General features: G+C 71.9%; 18 protein-coding genes. 6 read left to right on the forward strand and 12 right to left on the reverse strand.

The genetic code is table 11. The features are described 5' to 3' along the window. Positions 1-24: 24 nt before the first annotated feature. The 4 genes from OG504_RS00270 to OG504_RS00285 all read right to left on the reverse strand — a co-directional run bounded on the left by OG504_RS00270 (position 25) and on the right by OG504_RS00285 (position 5,013). Positions 25-1,440 carry an MDR family MFS transporter gene (locus OG504_RS00270; RefSeq protein ID WP_405987794.1) on the reverse strand — a complete coding sequence of 472 codons (1,416 nt, stop codon included), beginning with the start codon at positions 1,438-1,440 and terminating at the stop codon, positions 25-27. A gap of 106 nt (positions 1,441-1,546) precedes the next feature. Beyond that, positions 1,547-2,524 carry a zinc-binding alcohol dehydrogenase family protein gene (locus OG504_RS00275; RefSeq protein ID WP_405987795.1) on the reverse strand — a complete coding sequence of 326 codons (978 nt, stop codon included), beginning with the start codon at positions 2,522-2,524 and terminating at the stop codon, positions 1,547-1,549. Between the two features lie 108 nt (positions 2,525-2,632). After that, positions 2,633-3,520 (reverse strand): mycothiol conjugate amidase Mca, encoded by an 888-nt coding sequence (gene mca / locus OG504_RS00280; RefSeq protein ID WP_405987796.1) that lies wholly within the window; start codon positions 3,518-3,520, stop codon positions 2,633-2,635. 53 nt (positions 3,521-3,573) lie between these two features. Continuing rightward, the gene (locus OG504_RS00285; protein WP_405987797.1) at positions 3,574-5,013 is read right to left on the reverse strand and encodes an MDR family MFS transporter; all 1,440 of its coding nucleotides are present in this window, start codon (positions 5,011-5,013) and stop codon (positions 3,574-3,576) included. Positions 5,014-5,123: 110 nt separating this feature from the next. Between OG504_RS00285 and OG504_RS00290 the strand changes: the two genes are divergently transcribed. Then, positions 5,124-5,819, forward strand: a complete 696-nt coding sequence (locus OG504_RS00290) for a TetR/AcrR family transcriptional regulator (protein ID WP_405987798.1) — start codon at positions 5,124-5,126, stop codon at positions 5,817-5,819. Between the two features lie 19 nt (positions 5,820-5,838). On the opposite strand, the gene OG504_RS00295 is transcribed toward OG504_RS00290, so the two are convergent. Then, positions 5,839-6,654, reverse strand: coding sequence for an aromatase/cyclase (locus OG504_RS00295; RefSeq protein ID WP_405987799.1), 816 nt, complete (start codon positions 6,652-6,654; stop codon positions 5,839-5,841). Between the two features lie 146 nt (positions 6,655-6,800). On the opposite strand from OG504_RS00295, the gene OG504_RS00300 reads away from it, so the two are divergent. From OG504_RS00300 to OG504_RS00310, 3 genes are read left to right on the forward strand one after another with little or no spacing between them, the layout of a single operon-like run. After that, on the forward strand, positions 6,801-7,850 hold the full coding sequence (locus OG504_RS00300; RefSeq protein ID WP_405987800.1) for a methyltransferase domain-containing protein: 1,050 nt from the start codon (positions 6,801-6,803) through the stop codon (positions 7,848-7,850). A 24-nt stretch (positions 7,851-7,874) separates the two neighbouring features. After that, complete coding sequence (locus OG504_RS00305; RefSeq protein ID WP_405987801.1) at positions 7,875-8,918, forward strand: aldo/keto reductase family protein; 1,044 nt, start codon at positions 7,875-7,877, stop codon at positions 8,916-8,918. A gap of 37 nt (positions 8,919-8,955) precedes the next feature. Then, positions 8,956-10,560 (forward strand): FAD-dependent oxidoreductase, encoded by a 1,605-nt coding sequence (locus tag OG504_RS00310; protein WP_405987802.1) that lies wholly within the window; start codon positions 8,956-8,958, stop codon positions 10,558-10,560. 80 nt (positions 10,561-10,640) lie between these two features. On the opposite strand, the gene OG504_RS00315 is transcribed toward OG504_RS00310, so the two are convergent. From OG504_RS00315 to OG504_RS00345, 7 genes are all read right to left on the reverse strand, one after another. Continuing rightward, positions 10,641-11,321, reverse strand: a complete 681-nt coding sequence (locus tag OG504_RS00315; RefSeq protein WP_405987803.1) for a hemerythrin domain-containing protein — start codon at positions 11,319-11,321, stop codon at positions 10,641-10,643. A 15-nt stretch (positions 11,322-11,336) separates the two neighbouring features. Then, positions 11,337-12,023: a class I SAM-dependent methyltransferase gene (locus tag OG504_RS00320; RefSeq protein WP_405987804.1), complete on the reverse strand. Its 687-nt coding sequence runs from the start codon at positions 12,021-12,023 to the stop codon at positions 11,337-11,339. A gap of 26 nt (positions 12,024-12,049) precedes the next feature. Further along, entirely contained in the window at positions 12,050-12,811 is a 762-nt protein-coding gene (locus tag OG504_RS00325) for an SDR family NAD(P)-dependent oxidoreductase (protein ID WP_405987805.1), read from the reverse strand. Positions 12,812-12,897: 86 nt separating this feature from the next. Continuing rightward, positions 12,898-14,538 carry an FAD-dependent monooxygenase gene (locus OG504_RS00330; RefSeq protein ID WP_405987806.1) on the reverse strand — a complete coding sequence of 547 codons (1,641 nt, stop codon included), beginning with the start codon at positions 14,536-14,538 and terminating at the stop codon, positions 12,898-12,900. Further along, positions 14,531-14,830 carry an antibiotic biosynthesis monooxygenase family protein gene (locus tag OG504_RS00335; protein WP_405987807.1) on the reverse strand — a complete coding sequence of 100 codons (300 nt, stop codon included), beginning with the start codon at positions 14,828-14,830 and terminating at the stop codon, positions 14,531-14,533. Before OG504_RS00335 ends, OG504_RS00330 begins: the two co-directional genes overlap by 8 nt. A 49-nt stretch (positions 14,831-14,879) precedes the next feature. Continuing rightward, positions 14,880-16,448, reverse strand: coding sequence for a class I adenylate-forming enzyme family protein (locus tag OG504_RS00340; protein WP_405987808.1), 1,569 nt, complete (start codon positions 16,446-16,448; stop codon positions 14,880-14,882). Continuing rightward, positions 16,441-17,382, reverse strand: a complete 942-nt coding sequence (locus tag OG504_RS00345; protein WP_405987809.1) for an SRPBCC family protein — start codon at positions 17,380-17,382, stop codon at positions 16,441-16,443. Before OG504_RS00345 ends, OG504_RS00340 begins: the two co-directional genes overlap by 8 nt. 209 nt (positions 17,383-17,591) lie before the next feature. Between OG504_RS00345 and OG504_RS00350 the strand changes: the two genes are divergently transcribed. Both OG504_RS00350 and OG504_RS00355 read left to right on the forward strand, forming a co-directional pair. After that, a complete protein-coding gene (locus OG504_RS00350; RefSeq protein WP_405987810.1) occupies positions 17,592-18,059 on the forward strand; it encodes a nuclear transport factor 2 family protein in 468 nt (155 codons plus the stop codon). A gap of 120 nt (positions 18,060-18,179) precedes the next feature. After that, a complete protein-coding gene (locus OG504_RS00355) occupies positions 18,180-18,959 on the forward strand; it encodes an SDR family NAD(P)-dependent oxidoreductase (RefSeq protein ID WP_405987811.1) in 780 nt (259 codons plus the stop codon). Positions 18,960-18,984: the final 25 nt, after the last annotated feature.

The raw sequence follows: 18,984 nt of genomic DNA on the forward strand, positions 1-18,984 counted from the left end.
TGGGACGAAGAGGTCTGGGGGTGGTCAGCGGCGCTGCCGGCCAGGCAGCAGCACCGCGGGCACCACCGTCAGGGCGCTGATGCCGAACGCCCACCAGAAGGCGTCGCCGAAGGCCGGGGCCGCCGAGTGGGCGGTGAGCTGGTGCTGCAGCACCACGGCGAGCGCGGCCGTGCCGATGGAACCGCCGACGCGGTGCAGGACGTTGCTGAGGCCCGCGGCCCGCGGGATCTCCTGCGGCTGGACACTGCGGAAGACCTGGGCCATGGCCGGCGTCATGGTGGCGCCGATGCCGACGCCCCGGACGAACAGGCCGAGGGTGAGCAGTACTTCGCTGGGGTGGTCGCCGACCTGGGTGTAGGGCAGGGTGCCGGCGAGGGCGAGCACGATGCCGGCGAGCACGATGGGCCGGGGGCCGCCGAGGCGGTCGGAGAGCTTGCCCGCGAACATCATGGAGACCGCGACGCCCAGGTCCTGGGGGATCAGCAGCAACCCGGCGTGCAGGGCGTCCTGACCGCGTACCTGCTGGTAGTAGAGCGGCAGCATGAACATCGAGCTGAACAGGGCCGCACCGAGCAGGAACGAGGTCGACACGGAGACGCTGAAGCCCCGGTTGCCGAACAGTCTGAGGTCGAGCAGTGGGTTGCCCCGGTAGCGCCGGGCGTGCACGACGTAACCGACGAGCAGCGCGGCCCCGAGGAGCACCGGGACGGTCACCTCGGGCGAGGTGGGCGAGGCGTCGCCGGCGGCCTCGGAGAACCCGTACATCAGGGCGGCCACGCTGGGGCAGGCCAGCAGGAGACCGAGGGTGTCCAGGGTGTGGCCGCCCTTGGGCTCGGTGGCGGGCAGCACCTTCGCGGCGAGGATCAGGGTGACGATGCCGACGGGGACGTTGATGTAGAAGATCCAGGGCCAGCTGAGCTGGGAGAGGACGACGCCGCCCAGCACCGGACCGAGGAGTGGGGCGAAGGTGAGGGGGATGACCAGCATGCTCATCACCCGGCCGAGCCGCCGGGGGCCCGCCGCCTGCGCGATCATCGACTGGCCGATGGGCTGGATGAATCCGCCGCCGAGGCCCTGGAGGATCCGGAAGGCGATCAGGGAACCGGCCGACCAGGCCAGCCCGCACAGCGCCGAACTGCCCACGAAGCAGGCCACGGAGGTCATCCAGACCTGCTTGGCGCCGAACCGCTCGGTGGCCCAGCCGCTGAGCGGCACGACCAGTGCGAAAGAGAGCAGGTAGCCGGTGCTGACCCACTGCATGGTGGACAGGGGGCTGCCGAGATCCCGCTGGATGGAGTCGATGGCGACGCTGACGATGGTGGCGTCGAGCACGGCCACGATCGTTCCGAGAATGAGGACGATGCCGAGCTTGAGCAGGGCTGCGTCGACGCGGTCGCTGTGCTCCGGCGCGGCCGAGGTGGTATTCGCGGAGGTCGTCATGCACTGCTTCCTTGCGCTAGCGGTGAAAAGGAGTGGAGGCGCGGCGGCTCCGCCGGATGCGGGGAGGGGATCGGGGCCGCCGCTGTCTGTGGGGCCGGGGCGGCGCTCAGGGGATGAGCACGACCCGGCCGAGCTGTGCCCGGTCCTCCATCAGCTGGTGTGCCTTGGCCGCCTCGGTCAGCGGCAGTTCGGTGTGCACGACGGGCCGGACCTTGCCGGAGAGCACCATCTCGGTGACCGTACGAACGCCCTCCTCGATGGCCTCCAGGTCACCGTCGAGGGCGGCCATGGTGAAGTGGGTGACGTACCGGACGCCGGCAATCTCCTCCATGGACACCGACGGCAGTTGCTTGCCGCCCGAGGCCGAGCCGTAGAACACCAGTCGCCCGTACGGCCTGAGCAGGGCGATGCTCCGGGTGGTGATGTCCGCGCCGACGCTGTCGAGGACGACGTCGACGCCGGCACCGCCGGTGATCCTGCGGACTTCCTCGTCCCAGCCCTCCCGGCTGTAGTCGACGCCGGTGTCGGCGCCGAGTTCCTGCGCGAAGGCGAGTTTCGCGGCGGAGTTGGCGGCGGCGATGACCTTGCCCGCGCCCAGTGCCCTGACCATCTGCACCACCAGGTGGCCGATGGCTCCGGCCGCCGCGTGCACGAGGACGGTGTCACCCGGCTGGATCCGGGCGGCCTTGACGACTTCGAGGCCGACCTGGGCCGGCGAGGAGATCATCGTGGCCTGGCCGGCGTCCATCCCGGCCGGCACCGGCACCAGGTCACGGGCGCGGGCGAGCACATGGTCGGCGTAGGAGTCCTTGAAGATGATGCTGGCCACGCGCGCGCCGGCCGTTACGCCGGTGACGTCCGGGCCGATTGCGTCGACGAAGCCGACGACATCACCACCGGGGCAGGCGGGCGGCTCGGAGTGGTGGGCGTAGAAGATGCCCTGACGCTCCTGCAGGCCCGCGAAGTTGACGCCGATCGCCTCGGTGCGCAGGCGCACCATGCCCGGCCCCGGGTCGGGCTTCTCGGCCTCTTCCACCTTCAGCACGTCAGGCGGGCCGAACTCGCGATAGCGGACGATACGCATGGGACTCCCTAAGGGCACGGTGGGACAACGGCACTGTGCGACGGGCCGCTCCGGCCCGGCCCACCCTGTGGCAGGTGGGCGGAGTCCGGCTGGAGCAGCGCTCGACAGTCAGTGCGCGTCGGCCGTGATCCCCGCGAACAGGTCGTCCTCGGGCAGGTCGTCCGCTACGCGCGAGGTGGCCAGGTGGTAGTCCTCGGTGGGCCAGGCCTCGGCCTCCAGGCTCATCGGGGTGGACAGTTCGGGCCCGTCGGGGTCGACCTGGGTCTCGTGGGCCAGCAGTGCCGCGCGGCGCACAGGGAAGTACTCGGCGCATTCGACCTTCGACGTCACCTCCCAGGTCGGCCAGTCGTCCGGCCAGTTCTCCAGCAGGCCGGCCGCCGGAGACTCGAGCCCAGCGCGGGTCATCGCAGCGTTGATCGCACGGAAGTAGTCCTTGTTGAAGGCACAGGTGTAGTAGAGCTTCAGGGGCTGCCACGCCTCGCCGGTGCCCGGATAGCGGTCCGGGTCGCCCGCCGCCTCGAAGGCTTCCACGGACACCCGGTGGGTCATGACGTGGTCGGGGTGGGGATAGCCGCCGTTCTCGTCGTAGGTGACCAGCACGTGCGGGCGGAAGGAGCGCACCGCCTCCACCAGGGGGCGGGCGGCGGTCTCGAGGGGCTGCAGTGCGAAGCAGCCGTCGGGCAGCTGTTCGCCGTCCTTGGGCAGGCCGGAGTCGGTGAAGCCGAGGAACCTCTGGTCGACGCCGAGGATCTCGCGTGCCCGGAGCATCTCCTTGCGGCGGCGCTCGGGCAGTTCGGCCCACACCTCGGGCCGGTCGAGCCGCGGGTTGAGCACGTCGCCGCGCTCTCCCCCGGTCATCGTGCACACCAGGACCCCGGCACCCTCGCGGGAGTACCTGACCAGTGTCGCGGCACCCTTGCTGGACTCGTCGTCCGGGTGGGCGTGCACGGCCATGAGGCGCAGGCCGGTGCGGTGCCGGTGAGGGGAGGTGGTCATGAAGGGGACTCCTGTGATGTCGGTGCCGAGGTGGTGAGAGGTGCGGTGCGCGATCAGCCCCGGCCCGGGGCGCGGCGCGGGTAGAACAGTGCGGGCAGGAGGGTCAGCGCGCCGAAGGCCAGGGCCCACCAGAAGGTCTGGGCGTAGGCGTCCCGCACCCCCTGGTGTCCGGGGTGGGCGCCGGCCAGGGCGGACTGCAGGACGACCGCGAGGACTGCTGTGCCGATCGAGCCGCCGATGCGGTTGAGGACCGTGCGGGCGCTGGTGGCGGCGGGCACCTGGCTCCGCTGGACGGAGGTGTACGTGGCGGCGACGTTCGGCGGCGTGATCACTCCGAAGCCGAGTCCCCTCACGAACAGGGCGGCGACCAGGAGGGCGGTGCCCGGGCCCGAGCCGGACAGGACGAACGGCACGGTCCCCGCGAGGGTCAGCAGGATGCCCACGACGGCCACGGCGCGCGGGCCGTAGGTGTCGGTGATCCGGCCGGCGGGCAGGGTGGCCAGAGCTGTGCCGAGCGCCTGCGGTGCGAGCATCAGGGCCGCTTCGAAGGCGCCCGTGCCGCGTACCTGCATGAAGTACAGCGGCAGCAGGAGCATCGAGCTGTACAGCGCGGCTCCCAGCAGGAAGGTGTTGACGCTCGCGAGGGTGAATCCGCGGCCCGCGAACAGCCTGAGGTCGACCAGGGGCGTCCGCTCGGTGCGCAGCGCGTGAACGACGTACCCGGCGATCAGGGCGAGGCCGGCGAACAGGATGGTGGTCTGCAGCGGGTCGAGGCTGCCGCCCTCTGTCTGCCCCAGGGCGTAGACGAGGGCCGCGAGGCCGGGCGGCAGCAGGGCCAGGCCGAGCCCGTCGGGCTTGAGGGAGGTCTGCCGCTCGCCGTCGTCACTGGGCACCATGCGCGCGGCCAGCACCAGCGCGGCCAGTCCGATGGGCACGTTGAGGTAGAAGAGCCAGCGCCAGCCGGCCGCGTGGAGGACCAGGCCGCCGACAACCGGCCCCAGGATTGGCGCGAGGGAGACCGGGGTGGTGATGATCCCGACCAGTCGTCCGATGCGCCGGGGCCCGGCGATCCGGGCGACGACGGCTTGTCCGATGGGTTGCATCAACCCGCCGCCGAGGCCCTGCAGCAGCCGGAAGGCGATCAGCGAACCGGCCGACCAGGCGAGCCCGCTGAGCGCGGAGGCGCCAATGAACAGAGCCACGGAGGCGAGCCATACCCGCTTGCCGCCGAAGCGCTGGATCAGCCAGCCGGACAGGGGGGCGACCAGGGCGACGGCCAGCAGGTAGCCCGTGCTCACCCACTGGACGGCGGTGAGCGAGGCATGCAGACCGTCCCTCATGGAGGCCACACCGACGCTCACGATCGTGGTGTCGAGCTGAGCGAGGACGGCCCCGAGGACCAGCACCAAGCCGATGCGCACCAGCTGGGGATCGATGCGGTCCGCCTCGTCGGGCAGTCCGACCGTGGCGGGTGGGGCGACCGTGCGCTTCAAAAGGACCTCCGTACGGCTGCGGGACTGGACAGCCGTAAATTTATGTCGGACCATTGTTTATGTCAAGCCTAAGAATAGGCCGAACCAAAGGAGTGGTTACGATGGGAACCATGCAGAGACCGGCAGCATCAGCCCGGAAGGCCGGAACAGGCCTCAGGGAGCGCAAGAAGCAGGAGACCCGGGACCGCCTTGCGCACATCGCGACGCTGCTCTTCATCGAGAAGGGCTTCGACAACGTGACGATCACGGAGGTCTCCGAGGCCGCCGACGTCTCCAAAATGACCGTCACGAACTACTTCCCCCTCAAAGAGGACCTCGTCTTCGACGCCCACGAACTCGTCGTCGACAGCCTCGCGCGCACCGTGCGGGAGCGGCTGCCCGGCGAGTCCGCGCTGCACGGACTGCGGCGCGCGTTCCTCTCGGCCCTCGGCGGCGGCTACCCGGTGCTGACCGGTCATGCCTCACCCGGCTTCGCCCGCCTGGTGCACGACAGCACCCGGCTGCGTGCCCGCGAGCGGGAGATCGACGAGCAGCGCGAGGAGGTGCTCGCCGAAGCCCTCGCCGCCGCGACCGGTACCGCGCCGGACGGCCTCACCCCCCTCCTCGCCGCGGCCCAGCTCGCTGCCGCCCACCGGGTGCTGTTCCGCCTGGTGCGCTCCCTGGACCGCGCGGACACCCCGCCCGCGGAGGCCGACCGTCTGGCCGCGGCCGCCGCCGAGGATGCCTTCGACCGCCTGGAGCCGGTCCTCGGCACCTACGCGGTACGCCCGGACGGCGTATCGCCGGCCCGCGGGCCGCGCCCCTGACGGGACCCGCAGCCCCGCCCTACAGGGCCGCTGCCAGCAGCGCCAGCTCGCGCTGGGCCACCGGCGGCAGCCAGCGGTGGAGTGCCGCCGGGACAGGGCCGGACTCCGCGGAAGTCAGCCGGGCGCAGAGGCTGATCTCCACGCCGGACGCGGTCTGGGTGAGGTCGATCCGGGCGGTGGCCGCGTGCAGCCGCGAGGACAGGCCCGCGACCCGCTTGAGGACGACCGCGCGACCAGGCAGAAGAGCCGCCGCCCAGTGGTGGTCCGCCCCGACGGCCTGCGCCAGCCGCTCGTAGACGTCCGTGCACGCCCCGGGCACGACCGTGCGTGCCTCGGCCCGTACGGTGCGGGCCGTCAGCCGCGGGTACGACTCGGCGACCGCACGCAACTGGTCGAGCTGGGCACGACCTCCTCGGTCGATGTCGGCGAGCGCGGCCCGGACCTCCACGGGCGTGGTGGCGCCGGCGAAGGTGAGCGCGTGCTCCAGCCGCACCTCCGTCGTGCCGCCGGCCGACGGGGTGAAGGACCACTCGCCACGCATGCCCGCCACCGGCGGCCTGCCTCCCGCGTGCTCGAAGACGATACGACGGGCCGTCACGTCGACGAACCGGTCCGCCGTCCAGTTGCGGATGCCTCCGCCGGGCGCGATCACCCACCGCTCCACGACCTGCCGGCCGCCGCCGCGCCGCACCTCGGCATGCAGATGCGAGCCGAAGAACTGCGGCGCGCTCTCCACCCCGGCGACGAGGTCGAAGCAGAGCCCGGCGGGCGCCGCCACCGACCCGCTGTGCACGACGAGCTGGGGTTCTGCCTGCTGGATCACGGGTGCCGCCATGGTGTGTTCCTCTCCTCGGCTGCCAGTTGCCACGAGCCTGGCCCGCCGCCCTCGACGGCCGATCGAGCCCGCTTCGAGCGCGAGACCACAGCCTGGCCCCGCAGGAGCCCGTGTCCGAACCCGGAGCGAGAGGAACGACGACACGTATGGCCGCAGTGGCACCGGCCCCCGGGCCGATCACCCGACAGACCATTCTGGAGACCCTGCTGGCCTTCAAACGGACCAGTGTGCTGCGCACCGCGATCGAGCTGAGGGTCTTCGACGCCCTCGCCGACGGTCCACGGGACGCGGCTTACGTGTCCAAGGCGGTCGGCGCACCGGCCCGCGCGGTGCGCGTGCTGCTCACCACGCTGGCCGCCATCGGCTACGTCACCGAACACGGCGTTCCGGAGCACGAGGAATTCGCTCTCGCCGACGGCGCCGGGCGGTTCCTCGTCACCACGAGCCCCGAGTACGCGGGGGACGCCACCGTCGTCGCCGCCTCGCAGGCGGAGTGGGAGTCGATGGGCGCCCTCACCGAGATCGTGCGGGCCGGCACCACCCTCCTCGACGAGGATGCGAGTTCGCCGCACTTCACCTACTGGCAGGACTTCAACGCCCACGGCACCTTCGCCACCCGCCCGGTGGCCGCCGCCCTCGCCGAGGTCCTCGGCGACTGGGCGGCCGAGAAGCGGGACACACTCCGGCTGCTCGATCTCGGTTGCGGACATGCCCTTTCCGGGCTGCTGTTCGCCCAGGCGTTCCCGCAGACCCGGGTGGTCGGTCTCGACTGGCCGGACATGCTGACGGCGGCCCGCGAGAACGCCGCCGCGATGGGGCTGGCCGAGCGCACCGCACTCATCGCCGGTGACGCCTTCAGCACGGACCTCGAAGGGCCGTACGACCTGGTCGTCCTCGCCAACCTCCTGCCGCAGTACACGGAGCAGGACGGCATACGGCTGCTGCGCCGGGCCCGCGAGGTGCTGGCCCCGGGCGGGCGGGTGGTGGCCGCGGGGTTCACCGTGGGCGACTTCGGACCGGCCCGCGAGTTCGGCGGGCGGATGCTGTCGCTGCTGCTGCTGGCCTGGACCCGCGGCGGCGAAGTGCCCGCCACCGAAGGCTGCCTGCGGATGTTCCGGGCGGCCGGCCTCACCGAGCCCGAGGTGCACGACGTACCGAACCTGCCCACCAGGCTGTTCGTCGCCGCGCGGGCCTGACCACTGGTCCAGAAGGAGCAGATCATGCAGTACGCAGCGCTGGGCACGAGCGGTCTGATGGTCAGCCGGGTGGCGTTCGGCAACTCGCTGACCCATGGCAACCAGATCGACGACGGGGCCGCGCGCTCCTGTGTGCACGCCGCACTGAACGCCGGGATCACCACCTTCGACACCGCCGACGCCTACGCCCAGGGCCGGGCGGAGGAGCTGCTCGGCACGTTCCTGGCCGGACAGCGCCGCTCGGACCTGGTGCTGTGCACCAAGGTGGGCCGCTCCCCGCGGCCGGGCGCGAACGAGGGCCGGCTCTCCCGCAAGCACATCCGCGACTCGGCGGAGGCCTCGCTGCGCCGGCTGGGCACCGACTACATCGACCTCTACCAGGCGCACCGCTGGGACGGGCAGACCCCGCTGGAGGAGACCGTGTCGGCCTTCGCCGACCTCGTGCACAGCGGCAAGGCGCTCTACATCGGCGTCTCGGAGTGGACGGCCCCGCAGATCCGCGCCGCGGCAGCGCTCGCCCGTGAACTGCGCTTTCCGCTGGTCTCCAACCAGGCGCAGTACTCGCTGCTGTGGCGGGTCATCGAAGGCGAGGTGATGCCGGCCTGCACCGAGGCGGGCGTGGGCCAGATGGTCTGGTCGCCGCTGGCGGGCGGGGTGCTGACCGGCAAGTACCGGCCCGGGCAGGGGCTGCCCGAGGGCAGCCGGGCGGCCGGTGCCGAGGGCGGCGCGAAGTCCCTCAACCGGTGGAACTACCTGGACGAGGCGGTGCTCACCGCCGTCCACGCACTGGTGCCGCTCGCGAAGGAGGCCGGGCTCACCCCGGCCCGACTGGCCCTGGCCTGGGTGCTGCGCAATCCCGCTGTGTCCTGCGCCGTCACCGGGGCCTCCCGCCCCGACCAGCTCCGCGACACCCTGCTCGCTCTGGAAGTCGACCTGGACGACGGCCTGGTGGACCGGGTGGAGGCCGCTCTGGCCGGCGTCGCGGTCACCGACGCCGCGATGGCCGGCCGGGCGCCCGCCCCCAGGCAGCCTTGTCCGGCCGTTCGGCGAGAACGGCAGACGGCGTGAGCCGAACAATCCGCAGCGACCGAAGAGAGGGAGACGTATGCCCGAGCTCACCACCCAGGTCCTGATCGTGGGAGGAGGGATCGTGGGCCTGTCGGCCGCCCTGTTCCTGCGCGACCAGGGCGTCGACGTCGTAGTGGTCGAACGGCACCAGGACACGTCCGTGCTGCCCAAGGGGCGCAACATCAACGCCCGTACGATGGAGGTCTATCTGTCCCACGGCGTCGAGGCGGACATCCGTTCGGCGCCCCAGTCGATCTTCCAGGAGTTCGACGAGCGCTGCCGCGCGGTGACGCTGGCAGGCGAGGAGATCCTGCGCGAGGTGCGCCCGGCACCCGAGACCCTCGCCGGGCTCAGCCCGAGCGACCCGGCTCTCGTCGACCAGAGCACGGCCGAGCCGATCCTGCGCAGGCATGCGGTCCGGCGCGGTGCCGATGTGCGGTTCTCGACCGGGCTTGTCTCGTACAAGGACGACGGCACGGGGGTCACCGCGGTCATCGTCGACCGGATCCTGGGCGAACGCACCGTCGTGCGCGCCGACTACCTCGTCGCCGCCGACGGACACCGCTCCGGCATCCGGGAGAGCCTGGGCATCGACCGCGACATCATCGCCGAGGCGACGCCCGTGGTCAGCGTCGTCTTCGAGGCCGACCTCACCGAGCCGCTGCGCGGCCGCCGGGTCGCCCTGTGCTACCTGGACGAGCCCGAACCCGGCACCCTGCTCACCCCGCTGGACACACTGGAGCGCTGGCTGCTCATCGTCCCCTACCACCCCGAACGCGGCGAGAGCACCGAAGACTTCACGCCCGAGCGCTGTGTGGAGCTGTTCCGTGCCGCCGTCGGCGTGCCCGGCCTGCCCGCGCGGGCCGTCCCGGCGATCCCGGGCAGCAGCAGGCTCGCCCACCCGTGGGAGCTCACCGCATGGGTGGCCGACCGCTACCGCGACGGCCGGGTCTTCCTCGTCGGTGACGCGGTGCACGTGTTCCCGCCGACCGGCGGGCTCGGTGCCAACACCGGTGTCCAGGACGCCCACAACCTCGCGTGGAAGCTGGCCGCGGTGCTGTCCGGGCGGGCCGGAGAGGGGCTGCTCGACACCTACGAGAGCGAGCGGCGCCCGGTGGCCCGGCTGGCCGCGCGTTTCGCCACCGAGCGCCAGAGCGACCGGGCCGCGGGCCGCAGCGACGGGCAGGGCCCGCTGGACATCCTGGCGGTCGTCATGGGCTACCGCTACGACTCCCCCGCCGTGCTCGGCGCGCGCCCCGACGGGCCGGCCGCCCTGCACCCCAAGGAGCTGGACGGCGAACCCGGCACCCGGGCCCCGCACCTCCCGCTGGCGGACGGCGCCCGGGAGCTGTCGAGCATCGAGCTGTTCCATGACGCGCTCGTGCTGCTGGCCGGACCGGGCGGCGAGGGCTGGGCCCGGGCCGCGGACGACAGCACGGCCCTCCGCGTGGTGCGCATCGGCACGGACCTGGCCGACAAGGCGGGCAGCTGGCCGGGCGCGCTGGGCGTGGATGCCGGCGGCGCCGTGCTGGTACGGCCCGACGGCTTCGTGGCCTGGCGTTCGCAGCCGGGCCAGGAGCCCTCCGCGCACTTCCTGGACAGGATCCTCGACCGGATCCTGATGCGTCCGTCCGGGACCTGAGCGACCACCGGCCGCACACATGGCGCCGGCACCGCGTAGGACGCGGTGCCGGCGCCATGTGCCGAGGGGCGGGGTTACGGTCAGGCCGCGCGGGCCGGATGCCGGCCGCCCGGGAGTGAGTCGACGAGTTCCTGGTAGCGGGGCTCCCACTCGGTGAGGAAGCGCTGGCGCACCGGCGCCGGCATGCGGCCCAGCATCACCTCGCGCTGCGCCTCGCCCGCGTGCGCGACCACCATCGGCATCTCGGTGGCGACGCTCTGCGGGGAGTGGTCACGGGCCAGCGCGGCACCGAGCGCCGCGAAGGCCTGAGGGCCGACGGTGGTCTCCAGGGCGGGCACCAGGGTGCGCTCCTCGAGGATCAGGTGCTCCTCCAGGACGGCGTCGAAGACGGCCACGGTCTCGCGCAGTGCCGCAACCCTCTCGTGCCAGGTGTCGGCCAGCGCCTCGGACAGCCCGGCGAGCCCGGCGTCGATGTGTTCCAGATGGCCGTCGAGAGTGGCGTGCTGACCCTCGATCTCGGTGACGGCATCGGCGAGCCCGGGCGCGGCGGCGATCGCCACCGGCCACACCAGGCGGTCCTCGACCTCGTGGTGGCGGTTGAGGATGGTGGTGAACACCCCCCACCAGCGCACGATCCTCCGTACCGCCGCGCCGTCGCCTGGTTCAGCGGCGGTCAGCCGCTCGGAGAGTTCCGGCACGGCACGGCGGATGAGGTCATGGGTGAGCATGAAGCCGGTCATGTCGTTCCTTGCGACGGACACGGCGGTTCCCCTTTCTCAGTCGATCGTGATGTCGAACAGCGCGATCGAGCCGCGCACCGCGAGCCGGATGTTCTTGAAGCGGCCGGCGAGTTCGGACTCCAGGTCCTCCAGCGAGTCGTCGAGGTTGTTCATCGGGCCGTTGCCGTCGTTGAGGTTCTCCAGCGCCTTCGGCGCGAGCCTGCCGTGCTGCACACCCTTGGCCAGCACGGTGGAGCCGAAGATGCGGCCGCCGGGTGCCACGTGGGGCAGGACATGGTCGAAGACGGTCGCCTTGTGCGCCATGTCTCCCGGCAGGCAGTGGATGAGCATGTTCAGCGCGACGGAATCGAACCGGGTCTCCTCACCGAGGTCCAGGGGGGCGAGCACATCGCGCTTGAGAAGCTGCGGGCGCAGGTGTGCGACCCGTCCGCCGGCCTTGCGCAGCACCCCCTCGTTGAGGTCGACGAGGGTGAGCTCGGGGGTCAGGGTCGGGAAGGCGGCGCGCTCCAGGAACCAGCCGGTGCCGGGACCGAGATCCAGGTGGCGGGCGCCGACGGACCGGTTGTACTGCCGCAGCATCTCGTCGCGCGGGCAGCCCCACACCACCGGGCAGACGAATCCCAGCACCCACATGTCGTAGGTCGAGAGGATGCGGCTGGTGTACGGCGCGGCGCCTGCGAGCACTTCCTCGCGGGCGGGGGCGGTCGGTTCGGTGGTGGTCATGCCGTGCCTTTCGTCTTGTCGTCGGTTCACCGGCCGCCGGCCACGGTGACGATCTGGCCGGTGGTGTTGCCGTTGGCCGCCGAGCCCAGGAAGAGTGCGGCGGTGGCGATGTCCTCGGGGGTGCTGAGCCGGCCCGTGGACGTCAGCCTGGTCTCCCGCTCCCGGATTTCCGGGGGCAGGCCGTACAGCACCCGCTCGGTGGCGGTCAGACCCGGGCAGATCACGTTCACCAGAACGCCGTCGGTGCCGACGTCCCAGGCGAGGTTCCGGGCGAAGCCGTGCAGCGCGGACTTGACGGCGCCGTAGAACTCCTGGCCGCGGTGGCCGTCGAGCGCCACGTGCGAGGAGATGAGCACGATCCGGCCCCATGACCGCTCGCGCATGCCGGCCACGGCGAGCTGCACGGTGCGCAGTGTCGGTGCCAGGTTGTCGTCGAGGAACGCCAGCCAGTCTCCCGTCGCGACGTCCTCGAAGTGCTCGCCCGGGGGCCGCCGCGGGGCCCAGCGCACCGCGTTGGCGACGAGCACGTCGATGCCGCCCCAGCGCTCGGTGACTTCGGCGACGGCGGACTCCACGGTCTCCGGCTCGGCAAGCGAGTACCGCACCGCCATGGCCAGGTCCTGGCGCGCGCCGAGTTCGTGGGCGAGCCGTTCGCCGGTGTCGCGGTTGCCGCGGTAGGTCAGGGCGACCCGGGCGCCCTCGGCGGAGTAGGCCCGGGCGATGGCCGCGCCGATGCCGGAGGACGCTCCGGTGACCAGCACCGTGCGGTCCTTGAGTCCCATGTCCATGCGTACTCGTCTCCGTACCTGTCCGTGCTGGTCCGGTCGTGCTACGACCGTGCTGGTCCGGCCGGGCACGAGTCCGGCCGTCGGTGCTACGGCGCCGTGCCCTGCGTGCTCAGCGCCGGTGTCCCGGCCCGGGTCCCCGGGCGGTCGAGGTGCGCGGCCGCCAGCGCCCGGGCCAGCGACCTGCGGTGCAGTACCGTGCCCCGGGCGGCGACGTAGCCGTCCGGGCGCACCAGCAGCCAGCCGCCGGGCCCGAGGCCCAGGGCAGCGCGCAGTCGGCCGTTCGGGTCGGCGAGGGGGGTGCCACCCGCGGTGAGGACGTCCGGGACGGTGTCGTCCAGGAGCCGTACCGACAGCCACTCGGTGTCCGTCGGCGTGTCCTCGGCACCGGGCGCGGCCACGGCCAGCGTCCAGCGGGTGTCGCGGAGTTCGTCCGCCCAGGCGCGGCAGCCGGGGTCGTCCGGGTCGGCCCCGGCGCCCGAGGAGGCACGGGTGCCCGGGAGCGGACCCGGGCCGGCCGCTGCCGGCGTGGTCAGCGGCGAGTCGGGATATCCGAGCAGCAGCCCGGAGATGTTGCCGAGCACCTTGCGCTGCACCTTCTTGCGCAACGGGGTGACCTTGCGGATGACGCCGAAGACGAGGGGCAGGGCGATCGGCGCGAAGGTGTTCTTCAGCTGGACCAGGAAGGTGGCCTTCTTGGTGGAGCCCAGCAGCTGCTCTCCGATCGGGACCCGCTCCGCGCTGTATGAGTCGAGGAGCTCCCGCCGGGCGTGGCCCTGTTCGACCAGGGCCAGCTTCCAGGCCAGGTTGTACGCCTCCTGGATGCCGGTGTTCATGCCCTGTCCCGAGGCGGGGCTGTGCACATGGGCCGCGTCGCCCGCGACGAAGACCCGGCCCTCGCCCATGCGCGGGACCATCCGCTGCTGGAAGGTGAAGACTGAGGTCCAGGTGGGGTCGTGGACGTCGACCGGGCGACCGAGCCCCGGGGTGAGCTTCTCGGCGAAGCGGGCGGCGATCTCCTCGGACGGGGTGTCGGGCGAGGCGGTGGTGGTGTCCAGCAGGCGCCAGCGGCGACCGCGCCGGAACGGCACCATCATCAACGCCTGCGCGCCGATGTGGATCCAGTAGATGCTGTCGCGCGGCAGATCCACGTCCACCGGGGAGTCGGCGAGCATCCATGTCTCGCTGGCTTCGCCGAGCAACGGCAGGCCCAGGGTCTTGCGCACGGTGCTGTGGCCACCGTCGCAGCCGACGAGCCAGGGCACCTCGACGGACTCCGTCTTCCCGCCGGCATGTTCGAGGGCGACGACGACCCGGCCGTCCTCCTGTTCGAAGCCGGTCAGCCGCACCCCCCACTCGACGGTGACGCCGAGCCGGGCGACGGCCGCCCGTAGGACGGCCTCGGTGTCGACCTGCTCCACGATGGCCGTGAACGGGTAGCGGGTGGGCATGGTCGAGTAGTCCGCGTCCAGCCGGACCAGCCGGCGGCCGCTGCTGAACATGGTGAAGGCCCGTATCTGCTGGGCCTGGGCGAGGATCTCACCGATCACGCCCATCTGGTCGTACGTCTCCAGGGTGCGCGGATGCGTGGCCACCGCACGGCTGGTGGTGGCGGGTGCGGGAGCCGCGTCGATCAGCCGTACCCGCAACCCGCGCCGGGCCAGTTCGTGCGAGATGGTGAGGCCGACCGGGCCGGCCCCCGCCACCAGCACCTGTGCTGCGTCAGACACCGCTGTCCCCGCCCTCGGTGACCTCCTGGTAGAGGCCGGGCTCCACGGTTGCGAGGCCGCCGAGGCCCTTGACCCGCGCCTGGAACGCGTCGCTGCGCACCGCACGCTGGTGCGAGGCGGCGTCATCCCACTCGGCCAGCTCGATGAAGACGTTCGGCTGCCCGATCTGACGCAGCATCGACGAGCTGCGGTAGCCGGGCTGGACCGACATGAATTCGGTGAGGGAATCCTTGATGAGGAAGAACTCCTCGACGTCGCCGTTGATGGTCAGCTTGTTGACGAAAGTCACCACGGTGCTCTCCTGCTCTGGTTTGGGTGGTGTGGTGGCCGGGGGCCTGGTCCTACACCGCCGCGGCGCTGCGCAGCCGTTCGCGCAGCGGGCGCCGGTCGACCTTGCCGTTGGGCGAGCGCGGTACGGCGGTCAGCTCCTCGACGTGGCGGATGTGCTGGTGCTCGGCAAGCTGCGCGTTGACCCGGCCGGTCAGGGCCGCGAGGTCCACCGGGCCCTGACCGGCCGGGACGACACCCGCCCACACCACGGCGCTGCTGAACGCGTCGGGGTAGTCGACGACGACGCAGTCGGCGACGTCCGGGTCGTGGGAGAGGAGCCGTTCGATCTCGTTCGGCGACACCAGTTCGTTGCCGACCTTGAAGACGTCCTTGATGCGGTCGACGAGGAAGAGCCGGCCGCCGGTGTCCTCGTGGCCGACGTCCCCGGTGTGGAACCAGCCGTCCGCGTCGATGTCCGCAGCGTCGGGCAGGCCCAGATAGCCGGCCATCAACTGCGGTCCCCTCAGCAGGACTTCGCCCTTCTCTCCGGCGGCGACGTCGGCGCCGGTGTCCAGGTCGACGATCCGGCACTCGGTGCCCGGCACGACCGGTCCGACCGAGCCCGGCCGGCTGTCGCCGAGCAGGTCGTTGTGGCTGAGCGGGGAGAGTTCGGCGAGGCCGTAGCCCTGGATGACGGGAACGCCGAGCCGGTCGCTCAGGGCCTGGGCGACCGCCGGGGCGAGCGCCGAGCCGCCGGAGGCGACCACGCGCAGGGCAGGTCCCGCCTCGACGCCGGCGAACCGCTCGTCGGCCACCAGCCTGGCCAGCCGTACGGGCAGGGAGAAGTAGTGGGTCGCCGCCGCCTCAGCCGCGGCCGTGAACGAGCGGACCGGGTCCGGGTCGTGGCACAGCACCTGCGTACCGCCCGCGTACACCGTCGCATTGAGGTGCATCAGGTGGTAGAGCGGCAGATGGTTGAGGCACACCGACGCGCTGTCGAGTCCCTGAACGTGCGCGACCTGCACGGCGTTGGTCACCAGGTTGCGGTGGGTGAGCATGACGCCCTTGGGGGGACCCGTGGTGCCGCTGGTGAACTGGATGCAGACGACCTCGTCCAGAGGGCGGGTGGCAGGATCGGGCAGCGGGGCCGTCGTCTCCGGCTCCTCCTGCGCGAACAGGTCGGCCAGCGGCCGGGTGCCCTGGAGCGGTGTCCCTTCCGGGTCCGCGTCGATGACGTACACCTCGCGCAGCGCCGGCAGGTTCTTCCGCACGGTCTGCAGCCGACGGGCCGTCTCTTCGGGCACCACGGCGATCTCGATGCCGGCCGTGCGGAAGATGTGCTCGAGTGCCGCCTCCCGGACCAGCGGATTGATCATCACGATGCGGTTGCCGCTGCGGCTGGTGCCGTAGAAGGCCGCCGCGAACACCGCGTCGAGAACGCTCGCCACGCCGATCGCCGCGCCGCGGCCGCCGACGGCCCGGTGCAGGGCCCGGGCGAACCGGTCGGCGTACGCGTCGAGTTCGGCGTAGCCGGTCGCTCCCCGCTCGTCACGGACGGCCGGGTGGCCGGGGCCGCGTTCGGCGGCCCGGCGCAGCAGCCCGTCCAGCGGCAGCGCCGGGACGGACGGGAGCTCAGACACCGGCGCGCTCCTCCGCGTACGCCTTGGCCAGCCGCAGGTTGCTCATGCTGTTGGCGCTCAGGACCCGGCGCAGGTAATTGCGCGCGTCCTGCACGGTCGTGCCCTCGCCGAGGATGTGCAGCGCGGACGGCTTGATCGTCGCGGTGTGCCGGGCCTCGGCGATGACGCCCTCGGGGGTCTGGGTGAACTTCCAGTGGCCGGTGTGGCCGTCGAGCAGCACGGGCAGTTCGGTCTGCTTGTAGACGATGATGTCGGGCTCGATGGCGATGCGGACCGAGCGGGTGCGGTGCGAGGAGCCGTCGGGGGTGGAGGTGTCCATGTCGAAGAACTGGACGTCGTCGGCGGGCTGTTCGAGGTCCAGCTTGGCGATGTGGGGGATGCGCTCCTCCCACTTGTCCGCCTCCCACAGGTAGTCGTACACGTCCTTGATGTCACCTGCGATGAACAGCGGGTCCTCCATGCGGATGATCAGCTGGTCGAGCTCCTCGCCGTTCTCCGCGGCGTAGCCGAGGACCCGCAGGTAGTCCTGATTGCCCGCGTGCAGCCGGTCGGTGACCTCGTCGAGACGGCCCTCCTCGCCCTCGGCCAGGGTGAAGTCGTGGCGCAGGGTCACCACGGTCTTGCCGTCCTGCTCCTTGAAAGTCCACTCGCCGCTGAGCGAGGCGAACGGGTGCTCGGCCGGCACGTGCACGAAGGAGATGCGGTCCGCCTCCCTGGTGCGACGGACCTTCCAGGTGCGTACCGAGTGCCGGTCGGCGACGGCCCAGTGCTGGATGAGCTGTTCGGTGCCGTCGTCCTCGAGGATCTCCGCGTGGACAGCGGTCGTATGCAGCTGTGTCCAGCCGATGACGTCGTCGACCAGGCCGCGCGCCACCGCGGCCGGGGCCGCTACGACCACCTCGTCGCTGGCGGAATGCTGCTGGATCTTCGTCACGGTGTGCCTCCAGGTCCTTGCCTCGTCACCACGCTGGGTTTGGCGCCGCCAACATTTCCGGGCCGTTCTCGAGGCCTCTTGGAATTCGCCTCGACAGGGGCCGCCGGACCGTGCGCTGCATGCGGACTCGAACGCGGCTCGATCGTGGCCGCGCAGGATGTCGTGCCACACACCACCGCGCCCGATCGCGCCATGGAGGGAAAGACACAGTGACTACGCAGACCGAGTTCCAGCCGCAGGCCACCGACGCGAGCACCACCGCGTTCGCCGTCCTGTACGCGGAGGTTCAGCAGTTCTACGCCCGCCACATGCACCAGCTCGACAGGGGCGAGGCCGACGCGTGGGCGGCGGGTTTCGCTGAGGACGCAAGCTTCTCGGTGCCCACGCTGCCGGAGCCCGTGGTGGGGCGTTCGGGCCTGGCCACCGCCGTCCGGCGCAGCGCGGCGGCCCTCGCGGAGGCAGGCGAGCAGCACCGGCACTGGCCGGGGGTCTTCGACGTGGTGCCGCAGCCGGACGGCTCGGTCGTCGTGCACTCCTACACCACCGTCTTCGCCTCTCCTCTCGGGGGTGACTCCCGGGTGCACCGCGTCTGCACCTGCACCGACGTGCTGGTGCGCGACGAGGGCGGCCGCCTGCTCATCCAGGACCGCAAGGTAGGCCGCGACGACCTGCGCTGACGCCCCGCACCGCTGCCTCCGCCGCCGGCAAGGTGCCGGCGGCGGCAGCGGTCGGGCACCGAGAGGGCGGTCGAGCACGGCTCAAGACACGCTCCAAGAGCCGCCCATAGCGTCTGGACCATGCCGAACTCCGAACAGCTCAAGGGCAAGGTCGCACTGGTCACCGGCGCCAGCCGGGAGATCGGCGGCACCATAGCCCGCGAACTCGCCGCGCGTGGCGCGGCCGTCGCCGTCAACTACCGCAGCTCGGCCGATGCCGCCGCCGAGGTCGTCTCCTCGATCCGGGAGGCCGGCGGGCGGGCCGTCGCCGTCGCCGGCGACGTGACCGACGCCGGCCAGACCGACGCCGTGCTCGCCCAGACCGAACAGCAGCTCGGTCCCGTCGACATCCTCGTTCTCAACACGACCGGATACAGCTCCCACCTGCGGGGGCCGTTCCTCGGTATGAAGGTCGACGAACTGGTCGACAACATGGCCGCCCAGGCGCGCGCCGCGCTGCGTCCCGTCGCCGCCGTCGCCCCGGGCATGGCCGAACGCGGGTCGGGGGCGATCGTCTTCATCTCCGACAGCTTCGCCCGCACGCAACTGGTGGGCACGATCGGTCACGGCCTGACGAAGGCGCCCGTCGAGTCCGCCATGAAGCACCTGGCCCTGGAACTGGGTCCGAAGGGTGTGCGCGTCAACACCGTCATCCCGGGTGCGACCCGCAGTCCCAACCTGCTCGTGTCGGCCGGCGACCAGCACGCCGGCAAGCTCGAACCGGTCATCCAGGCAACCCCCCTGCGCAAGATCGGCGAGCCGCAGGACGTCGCCAATGCCGTCGCCTTCCTGGCCGGCCCCGAAAGCACCCACATGACCGGCGCCTTCCTCCCGGTCAGCGGCGGCTTCCTCCTCCTGTGACAGACCGGCGGCGCGCCGCCCGGCC

The organism is Streptomyces sp. NBC_00986 (assembly GCF_045162565.1).
Lineage (GTDB): Bacteria > Actinomycetota > Actinomycetes > Streptomycetales > Streptomycetaceae > Streptomyces.